The sequence below is a fragment of the Paraburkholderia sp. genome (assembly GCF_034668105.1).
GTDB lineage: Bacteria > Pseudomonadota > Gammaproteobacteria > Burkholderiales > Burkholderiaceae > Paraburkholderia.
In genome coordinates, this window is the sequence record NZ_JAXDPY010000110.1 from 1 (window position 1) to 9,426 (window position 9,426).

General features: G+C 58.3%; 9 protein-coding genes and 2 pseudogenes. 8 read left to right on the plus strand and 3 right to left on the minus strand.

The window, feature by feature from the left end:
* The 5 genes and pseudogenes from QOC89_RS05350 (at position 1) to lhpH (ending at position 2,869) form a co-directional block, all read left to right on the plus strand.
* On the plus strand, positions 1 to 141 hold the full coding sequence (locus QOC89_RS05350) for a DUF2934 domain-containing protein (RefSeq protein ID WP_323044083.1): 141 nt from the start codon (positions 1 to 3) through the stop codon (positions 139 to 141).
* Positions 142 to 276: 135 nt separating this feature from the next.
* Positions 277 to 648, plus strand: coding sequence for a LysR family transcriptional regulator (locus QOC89_RS31820; protein ID WP_416340358.1), 372 nt, complete (start codon positions 277 to 279; stop codon positions 646 to 648).
* Positions 576 to 1,081, plus strand: a pseudogene (locus QOC89_RS05360) (amidohydrolase family protein); the annotation flags it as partial. The gene QOC89_RS31820 and the pseudogene QOC89_RS05360, both read left to right, overlap by 73 nt.
* Positions 1,066 to 1,827 (plus strand): annotated as a pseudogene (locus QOC89_RS05365) (delta(1)-pyrroline-2-carboxylate reductase family protein); the annotation flags it as partial. The pseudogenes QOC89_RS05360 and QOC89_RS05365, both read left to right, overlap by 16 nt.
* Positions 1,828 to 1,861: 34 nt before the next feature.
* Positions 1,862 to 2,869 carry a trans-3-hydroxy-L-proline dehydratase gene (gene lhpH, locus QOC89_RS05370; protein ID WP_323044084.1) on the plus strand — a complete coding sequence of 336 codons (1,008 nt, stop codon included), beginning with the start codon at positions 1,862 to 1,864 and terminating at the stop codon, positions 2,867 to 2,869.
* Between the two features lie 226 nt (positions 2,870 to 3,095).
* Here lhpH and QOC89_RS05375 read toward each other — a convergent pair whose 3' ends face one another.
* Positions 3,096 to 3,665 carry an AMP-binding protein gene (locus QOC89_RS05375; protein ID WP_323044078.1) on the minus strand — a complete coding sequence of 190 codons (570 nt, stop codon included), beginning with the start codon at positions 3,663 to 3,665 and terminating at the stop codon, positions 3,096 to 3,098.
* A 205-nt stretch (positions 3,666 to 3,870) separates the two neighbouring features.
* Here QOC89_RS05375 and QOC89_RS05380 point away from each other — a divergent pair, with 205 nt between their 5' ends.
* Both QOC89_RS05380 and QOC89_RS05385 read left to right on the plus strand, forming a co-directional pair.
* Entirely contained in the window at positions 3,871 to 4,209 is a 339-nt protein-coding gene (locus QOC89_RS05380) for a hypothetical protein (RefSeq protein ID WP_323044079.1), read from the plus strand.
* 147 nt (positions 4,210 to 4,356) lie between these two features.
* A complete protein-coding gene (locus tag QOC89_RS05385; protein ID WP_323044080.1) occupies positions 4,357 to 4,638 on the plus strand; it encodes a hypothetical protein in 282 nt (93 codons plus the stop codon).
* 33 nt (positions 4,639 to 4,671) lie between these two features.
* Here the strand turns inward: QOC89_RS05385 and QOC89_RS05390 are convergent, their stop codons facing one another.
* Positions 4,672 to 5,016: a hypothetical protein gene (locus tag QOC89_RS05390; protein ID WP_323044085.1), complete on the minus strand. Its 345-nt coding sequence runs from the start codon at positions 5,014 to 5,016 to the stop codon at positions 4,672 to 4,674.
* Between the two features lie 1,385 nt (positions 5,017 to 6,401).
* Between QOC89_RS05390 and QOC89_RS05395 the strand changes: the two genes are divergently transcribed.
* A complete protein-coding gene (locus QOC89_RS05395) occupies positions 6,402 to 8,765 on the plus strand; it encodes an alkaline phosphatase family protein (RefSeq protein ID WP_323044081.1) in 2,364 nt (787 codons plus the stop codon).
* A 183-nt stretch (positions 8,766 to 8,948) separates the two neighbouring features.
* Here QOC89_RS05395 and QOC89_RS05400 read toward each other — a convergent pair whose 3' ends face one another.
* The gene (locus QOC89_RS05400) at positions 8,949 to 9,413 is read right to left on the minus strand and encodes an aldo/keto reductase (protein ID WP_323044082.1); all 465 of its coding nucleotides are present in this window, start codon (positions 9,411 to 9,413) and stop codon (positions 8,949 to 8,951) included.
* Positions 9,414 to 9,426 lie beyond the last annotated feature (13 nt).

Sequence of the window (9,426 nt, forward strand, 5' to 3'; positions counted from 1 at the left end):
ATTCAGACGCTCGCGTTTTATCTCTGGGAGAACGACGGCAGTCCCGACGGACGTTCCCACGAGTATTGGGAAAAAGCACGGCAGCAGCTAGGCCTGGATGACTCGTTAGCTGAGTTGGAGTCAGATACTAGCCCGGCGTGACCAACCTCCCCAGCGGAGGTACGGCGCAAATATCCAGGCAACGACTGCACGGCAGTGAGAGCCTCATGACCCATCGGGCGATGTCGAGGGGCTATCCTGCTGCTCTACTACAACCTGGATAGGCCGCCGCACGCCATGGCTCTCTCTCCGTTGCCTCCCCTCGCCTGTCTACAAGCATTCGAAGCGAGCGCCCGTTATCTGAGCTTCACTCGCGCAGGGCGGGAACTGCATCTGTCGACCAGCGCCGTGAGCCGTCGGATATCTCAACTCGAAGCATTCCTGGGGCGCAGGCTATTCGCGCGGGAGCACAACACCCTAAGGCTCACGCCGGCAGGGGAAACCTATGCGGTGGATGTGCGGCGAATGTTGGAGCTGTGCACCAGCGTGACGTCGAGTCTGATGGCTCGCGTCGTGAAGTCTCGCCTCACCGTGTCGTGCTCAGCCGGCATCTCGACATTCTGGCTCGCGCCGAGAATCGGCTCGTTCATCGATGCAATCCCGACGTAGACCTGCGCATCATCGTTCTGCCGGGTTTCATCGACCTGCATGTCCACGTCGTCGCGTCGAATGCGACTCTGGGCGCCAATGCGATGATGCCGAACTTCCTGGCTGCGCTTAAGACATTCCCCATCCTGCGCGGCATGCTGAACCGCGGCTTCACCACCGTTCGCGATGCAGGCGGCGCTGACTTTGGAATGTGCGACGCTGTCAACGGCGGTGTGCTCTGGGTCCGCGCATCCTGTCCTCAGGCAAGGCGCTGTCGCAGACCGGTGGGCACGGCGACTTCCGTCAGCGCAATGACAAGCTTGACGATGCCTGCGGGTGCCTGGGGCGTCAGGGAGCCATTGCCCGGGTGGTCGATGGTGTCGAGGCGATGCGCCTGGCCGTTCGCGAAGAACTCCTCAAAGGGGCCTCGCAAATCAAAATCGTGGCATCGGGCTTCCGACCATCCATGGCCAGGTCATCGCATGCGATGCGCAAACTGGGGAGATGCTGTTCGTCCTCGACGGGCCAACCGTGAGTGGGCGCCCCGCGGCGGCTGTCACCGTGCTGGGAATCCAGACCCTGCATGGTGTGGCTCCGCGAGAGATTCTGATCGTTGGCACCGGGAAACACGCGGCGAATCACGCTGAAGCCTTCGGGGTCATCTTCCCCGAGGCCAGGCTGTTCGTACGGGGCAGTTCGCTGACAAGCGCGCAAGCTTTCGCGGCCAGCGTCAAATCGGTAGCACCGAACCTGTCCGTTGTTGAAGGCGATATGATTCCCGATAGCATCGACGTCGTCGTCACGTTGACACCCAGCAAGTCTCCGGTCTACACGCAACCGGCGCGAGCTGGGCGTCTCGTCGTCGGTGTCGGCGCTTTCACCGCCGACGCCGCTGAAATCGGCAAGGAAACTGTGGACGGAAGTTCTTTGGTCGTCGACGACACTGTTGGCGCAAAGCATGAAGCGGGCAATCTGATTCAGGCCAAGGTCGACTGGACCTCAGTTTTTTCGCTTGCAAATGCACTAGCTGGCGAGCTGAAGACGAGTGCGCCGATTGTGTTCAAAAGCGTTGGCTGCGCTGCCTGGGACCTGGCCGCATGCCGCGTTGCCCGTCAAGCGCTCGACGCAGACGAGTGTCGAATGTTCGCTGACGTGCCGGAGGCGGCCACCTGGTCGCTCGCGGTTCCGAATGGCGGATAGAAGCTATGTACTCACCGATTTCATCGAAGCAAATATGAAAATGACACGCACCATTTCAACTGTTGAAGTCCACACCGGCGGTGAAGCGTTCCGCATCGTTACAAGCGGTCTGCCGCGTCTTCCTGGCGATACGATCGTCCAGCGGCGCGCGTGGCTGAAGGAAAACGCAGACGAAATTCGCACGGCCCTGATGTTTGAGCCTCGCGGTCATGCGGATATGTACGGCGGTTACCTGACGGAACCGGTCAGCCCGAACGCAGATTTCGGCATCATCTTCATGCACAACGAAGGTTATAGCGACCACTGCGGACACGGGGTCATCGCGCTTTCCACAGCAGCGGTCGAACTGGGCTGGGTGCAGCGTCAGGTTCCGGAAACACGCGTCGGTATCGACGCACCGTGTGGCTTCATCGAAGCGTTCGTTGAATGGGACGGCGAGCACGCCGGCAACGTTCGCTTCGTCAACGTGCCGTCCTTCATCTGGAAGAAGGACGTCACAGTGGAGACGCCATCTTTCGGTCCGGTGACTGGCGACATTGCGTTCGGGGGCGCATTCTATTTCTATACCGACGGTCAGCCTCACGGGCTCGAAGTGCGCGAATCGTCGGTAGAGGAACTCATCCGTTTCGGCGCGGAGGTTAAGGCCGCTGCCAACAAGGCGTTCCCTGTCGAACATCCTCATATACCTGAAATCAACCATATCTACGGGACCATCATTGCAAACTCGCCTCGGCACGCGGGCTCGACGCAAGCGAATTGCTGCATATTCGCCGACCGCGAAGTCGACCGGTCGCCGACAGGCTCGGGCACGGGTGGCCGGGTCGCGCAACTCTATCTACGTGGTGAACTGAGAAAAGGTGAGACGTTGGTGAACGAGTCCATCATCGGCACGGTGTTCAAGGGACGCGTGTTGAGTGAAACGACCGTGGGCGACTTTAAGGCTGTTATCCCAGAAGTTGAAGGCAATGCATTCGTGTGCGGCTTCGCCAACTGGATCGTGGATGAACGAGACCCGTTGACATACGGATTTCTCGTTCGATAGAGCGGCGAAGTAGTCGTTGCTTCGACCAGCATGGATGCACTTGCCGCCGCGCTATCGGGTGAAAGAATGCTGAAAGAAGACGGAGTTCATGCCACGGCCTCACCGGTCGCTCGAGGCCAATTGTGCATGCTGCCATTCAATCTGGAAGGTGTAGAGATTTAGCCGTTCGGCAAGCTCGTCCTGCCGCGATTCGGCTTTGATGCGGGCTACGACACCCCTACGTCCATCATTGACGATGTCCACCGACACCCCCGCAATACCAGCAGAGCACCAGCGCTTTAGGCGCACTGACGTAGGGGGCGAGACTCACCCAGATGACGTCACGCACGCTCGGAAGTTGCTCAAGATGGGGCGCGAGTTTGGACCAGATGTCAGTGCCAGGTGTCGGTGCCAATGTGACCAGAACCTTCGCCTGAGCGGTGCCTAGCAGCGCGGCAATTTGAGCCCCATCGAGCAGCGGATTGATGGCCATGACAATGCCGGTCGCTTCGCCACCCCAGATCGTGAAGTGTGTTTCGGGCAGGTTTGGCAAAACGAAAGCGACCACCTCGTCGGGCCGAATGCCTAGTTCATGAAAGGCGTTTGCGGCGCGCGTGATGTCTTCGAATAGCTGGGCGTAACTCCAGCGCCTGGTCTGGTCGAATTTCCCGGCGTCGACGAAAAAGCTTAGTGCTGCTGCGTCGGGATGAGCGAGCGTGCTGGACCGAATGGCTTCATAGGTGTTTGTCGGGAGGCCGCGTTCCGCAAGCGGAATCGACTCGGCTTGCTGGAGGTCGCGTAGAGATTTGAAGGCCATCGGTCTCTCCCCGCACTCGAAGGAAGGTGCTCGTCACGCGGCAACGCCGGCGCCCACGCAACGCCCTTGTGAGCATGCGCGCATTTCAGTTAGTTGTCCAACTGTCTCCCGGCATGAGCGAGCCAGTTGCGGCCGGCCAAACCCTCGGCGGCGAAAAGGTCAGATAAACTATCTGTGGACCGCATTCAACGCGACGGAGATAGACATGACAAACGCATCGGGGGCGAATACCAGCCAGCACGCACCTCCGCCGGAGGCACTGCTGGTTTTAGCCGAATATCTTGAGCTGTCGCTCGATGCAGGCGGGAGCCTGATTGTCATGCGTCACACAAGGGATACTGCGACCATTTATATAGGCGACGCAGCGGGACCGCGGGAGGATTTGAAGCGGCGCGGAACGATTAAGGCGTCGATTGCCAACGACATCCAGGACGTAACGCAGGCGGGGGCGAACCTGATTGAAGTTGAAGGCAGAACGTACCGATTTTTTCGCAGCTTTGCGCAGCTGGACGACGATGCCGCGGTCGTATTCTCCTTGACCTAAGGGAATACGAATGGGGCGGGACGTGACGCGTCAGCTCGGTCGTAAGGGCCGTCCGGCCCGCAGGGCCACCGCCGTTGGCAACATTGGAAAGACTCGCGCTCAACTCGCCGAACAACCGGCGATGCTGTCCTATGGAGCCATAGTGTCATGGACCGCTCTGAATTCCTCCTGAGCACCCGGCAACTGGCAGCGGCGGCCGAGATCCTTGCGAAGGCTGGTCCGCTGGATTCGCGATTCGATGCGCTCCAGATGCTCGAGTTCTTTCGCCGGTACGACCATCCTGGTCTCGGCTTGAACGTTGTTGCGACCTCCAATGACGAGCTCTTCGCGAGCACAGGCCACGCTGCCCTGACAATGGCCGGCCGCAATGAGTTTGCCGCCGCGCATGAGCTTCTCAAGCAGGCCCGGTCGTTGTTGCCCGCGGCATGAAATGCGTTGCTGGGAGCCGAAGTCGCAATAGGTTCAGAGCGCGTCGTGGCAAAGCGCCATCATCCGCTGGACCATGGTGCTTGACCCGTTGAGTTCCATTTCGCTGGTGAAGAGCGCATTCACGCTAGACAGTCGGACCGCGACGCCAGCCTCCAGCAAGTCCTTCCTGGCAATCTTCAGCGCAAGTTGGCCGATACGAACCCTGTCCAGCCAGTCCATCTTCAGTTCATTTTTCTCTAGCCACTGGCGGCAGCACGCAACAACGTGGTCGACTCGCCATTCATTCGTCAGAGCGTAGGACGCAGCGGCAATCGCCACCAGGAAACATAGCAAGTCGGGACGCGCACTTGCGTGCTCTTTAAATTCAGGTTTGGTCATGTCTATCGGCTCGCCCGCTGCGGTTAAGCAAACCCAACACATGTGGGCGAGAGCGCGCGTTTCAATGTAGTTGTCATTGGCCCTTTTTTTAATTGCAACCGCACCGCCGGTGACGGGCGACAGATCAGGCCAGGAATCGCGTCTCAAGGGAGCGCGGCCCGCTTCGCCATGTCGAGCATGAGAGTGATGTTGCCGTTCGACAGCATGGAGGATGATAACGAGCGTCAGCCGATCGGTGCCGGCACTCGGCAGCAGCAATTCTCCCTCCCCCGCAACGCGCTTTCCGTCCTCTCGGCCACTCAGGAACGCCTGGTCAGTCAACGTGACTGTTTGCAAAGGGATAGGAGTCGACTTGCATGTCAATTAACGGTGTCACAGTTACTGCGGCATCTCGCGCCGCGCCAGGTTCAACGCTATTGCGTACGTCGCCTCGCCATTGTGCGTCACAATTCCAAACCGGAATTTTTCCGTTTGCATTCAGGGCACCGCTCTGGTTCTACATCCTCAGAGAAGCTGAGTTGCCACCGAAAAACGACACCTCGGATAAGGCCGGCGGCCACCATCCTGGACCCGTAGGCGGCCGAGTCGTCGCGGAGGTTCTGGTTGGTATCGCACTCAATGATCACACCTCGTACCTCTGTCAAGAGCGCTCATGGACGCCGGCTCTTGAAAAGAGCCGTAGCGGCTTTGACGCCGGGCAGCACATCGATTCTGTGTTTGACCTCATTCACGGACAACCTCCGGAACCGTGTCGTTAGCCTGAAAATCGAACCATCCCTTTGGGGCTCTATTTAGGGGTGACCTTCTCGGTAGGGGTGACCTTCTCGGCTTGAGTGGTATGTCGGTTGCCCGCATGCCTGCTCCAAGAGGACTGATTGAACCACTACAGTGAGCCTTTCTTTGAATGCCAGTCTGATTGTGTTTCCGTCGGCTAACTGGGCGTCGAAAAATGAATGCTGTGGACGCGTTGCGCCGCAGACGGGTGGGAAAACTTCGCTGATTACCTCACTCTTCAATTCAAGGCACTGGATTTCATTCGGTCGAAGAGCGAGCACAACACAACCACTTGTATGTTATCGATACACGACATACATTGACTTGAGCGAATCCGTGCGAAAGACGCCAGCAACGACTGGGAGAACGAAATTCATCCGACTGCCGAAGGATATGAAAAACTGGCGCCGAAGTTTGTCAATGACGTTGGTAGCGTGCTGCCAGTTCCCGCCCCTCCAATTCAAGCTGGGTTCGCTGCTGCGGTGCAGCCCATCCTAGCTCCAACAGTGGCACCGGCGGTCATGAAAAGGAAGGGCACTTCGAGAGCCCGTGGCACACACGCCTGAGCCGGCTCAGGCCAAGTTTTAAATATCAGATAGGCGGAGGTGGGCATGTATCAGATTTCGGTTGTGAATCGCACGAGTTGCATTGCGGACCGGGAAATGCATCGTGTCGTCCGTGCCATCAATCGGCAGATTGACGAGGATTTTGAGCCTTACTGGGCGTTTGGCGGCAGGCTCCGTGTCGAGGGTCCCGCTGGCCCGGACACCGACCTCACACAGCTTAAGGAATTGCGCGGCGACGCCATTCTTTACCTCCTGGACTCGGCCGCTTCAAACGACGTGCTCGGATATCACGACCAGAATCTGGCCGGAATTCCATATGGATTCGTCTATCTGGACCTCTGCAAGATTCTCGGTGACGAATGGTCAACGACCTTGTCACACGAAGCACTTGAGCTTATCGGTGACCCGCAGTGCAATCTGCTTGTGCAGGGACCCGACCCAAACGACAACAATCGCACCGTCTACCATTTTTTCGAGATGTGCGATGCCGTGCAGGCCCAGACGTACGTCATCGACGGCGTGACTGTTTCGAACTTCGTTTTGCCGCACTATTTCACACCGGGCGAGGAGGACGGTGCGCGAAACGATTTTTGCGGTACCGACCTGAAATCGTTTGGAGTCAGCTCGGGAGGATATATTGGTTACTTCGACCCGGCGAAAGGCCAATATAGCCAGTTCTTCGCAAACGATGCGCTTGCACGGCAGCGCCTGAACGCAAAGTCAGGCGGTCTCGGTCGGGTCGTGCGCCGCAGCAACATGCAGAATGAACCGATCTCACGCAAATTTCGGGTAACTGAACGGCTTGCCGCTGCAGCGGCAAAAGGCGTCGCAGCCAGCGCATTTCCCGACGACCCTATCCGTCATGTCATCGTGCTGATGATGGAGAACCGTTCCTTCGACCATATGCTGGGGGCGCTTCAGGTCTTCAATCCGGATATCGATGGGGTCGACCCTCAAAAACCCGGCGTCAATCTTGACGCCCAAAAAGGTAACGCGCCCCACAAGCAGACTCCCACGGCGGCACCGTTCGTCAGCAAAGATTTCAAAGTCCCGCACGAGTTTGAGAACGTCACCAGGCAGATTGCGGACGGGATGGCGCACTTTGTGGATGAGTTCCAACATGAGAACCCGAATGCTCCAGCTACCGAAGCAGACCAGGTGATGGCGTATTTCAAGGACGGCGACCTGCCAGCGTTGCACGCGCTGGCGAAATCGTTCACGGTATGCGACCGATGGTTCTCGTCGATGCCGGGACCAACCTGGCCAAACCGCTTCTTCGTGCATAGCGGCACGAGTCTTGGGGATGTACTCATGCCAGACGGTGTCATCGACACTGTGCGCATGTTTTTCGGAAGGTACACCCAGCGGACGATTTACGACGAGCTCAATGACAAGGCCATTTCATGGAAGATTTACCACGGTGGTGTACCGCAATCCATCGTGCTGAGCCGCTTGAAGCGTCTGTACTTCACAGATAGCTTCCAGGAGATGGATACATTCTTTGACAACTGCAAAGGAGCGGAATCAGATTTCCCAGCATATTCGTTCATCGAGCCCCGGTATTTTGACGGATTACAGGGTGGCGAAAACGACCAGCATTCGCCAGCTGGTGTGATGGCCGGCGAAATGCTTATAGCCGATGTGTACAACGCAATCCGGGCAAATCAGGCGTTATGGGAATCGACGCTTCTGGTCGTCACCTATGACGAACACGGTGGCTTTTACGACCATGTCGTGCCGCCCGCGACGGTGGCTCCGGACGAGAATACTGACAATTACCCGTTTAACCAGCTCGGCGTGCGCGTTCCCGCTGTTCTTGTATCGCCATGGGTAGCCAAAGCGGTGGACCATACGTTGTACGACCATACAAGCGTTTTGCGTTACGTCTGCGAGAAATGGGGCCTTCCGGCAATTTGTCATCGGACGGCATCAGCGGCGGGCGAACATCAGTCGGGCACGTTCGTGTCGGCCATTTCGCAGGCAAAGCTTCGCACTGACACGCCGGAAAGCATTTCGGCCCCCGCTCAGTCAAGCTTGATGGCCCAGAAGCAGAAAGGGACGCCGTCGACCTTTCAGGATGCCCAGACTGCTCTTGTTTCATACGCCGAGCTTGTAAGGCAGGAACGCGAACGCACGACGGGCCGCCTGGCCGCGACCCGGCCTGCATTGGCCATAAAGGGCAACGGGAAGACAGCGCCGATTCCGGTTTCCGAGCGTGCGAAAGCAATAGAGAAGTGGTTGGCGCAGGAAAGAAGTAACGCAGCGCCTGCGCTCGTCGTGGCGCCGATTTCGGTACCGTCTGACATCTCTATGTCCGTGCCGGGCAAGAAGGTCGCAACGGGTGGGCGCCACAAGCCTACGCCGAAAGCCAGGCGCCGCACCGGCACATCCAGGTCCGGTCGTACTTGACCGTGGCCGGTTCGCAATTTCCCCCGCCGTTCGACGAACCGCTGTCGCCAACTCGGTGACAGCGGCCACCTATGCGCCTCCATCCAACGCACGTGCCATCACCACCCCGTAACGCACGTGAGCTCAGGTGTCACGGTCACTACGACAGCTACGATGGACTACCGGCTTACGCAAAGACAATGGCTACGCGTCCCATTCCGGCGCGAACGGCGGAGTGACGAAACGGTGGTTTTTCGGCAACACCGCAATGGCGTGCCGGTCATCATCGTCGAGTTTCACCGCCAGCGCGTCGAGATTGGATTTCTGACTTTCGCGGCGTTGAGCCTTAGGAATAACGGCCACCCCGTCCTGTTCCAGAAGCCACGCAAGAGCAACCTGGGCAGCGGACACGCCATGCTTGACGCCGATTCCCTGAAGTACGGGGTCGCTTGCTGCCCTGCCTTGTGCAAGCGGGGCATAGGCGACGAGTGGAATGCCTTTCTCGCGCAGGTAGTTCAGCATTTTCGACTGGTCCAGAAACGCGTGGTATTCAATCTGATGGCAGGCGATGGGTGCGCCGATTTCCTCGATGGCTGTTCGCAGCATCGTCACGTTGAAATTGCACACACCGATTGCGCGAACGGTGCCGTTCCGCAGAAAGCCTTGCATTGTCTCCATGACG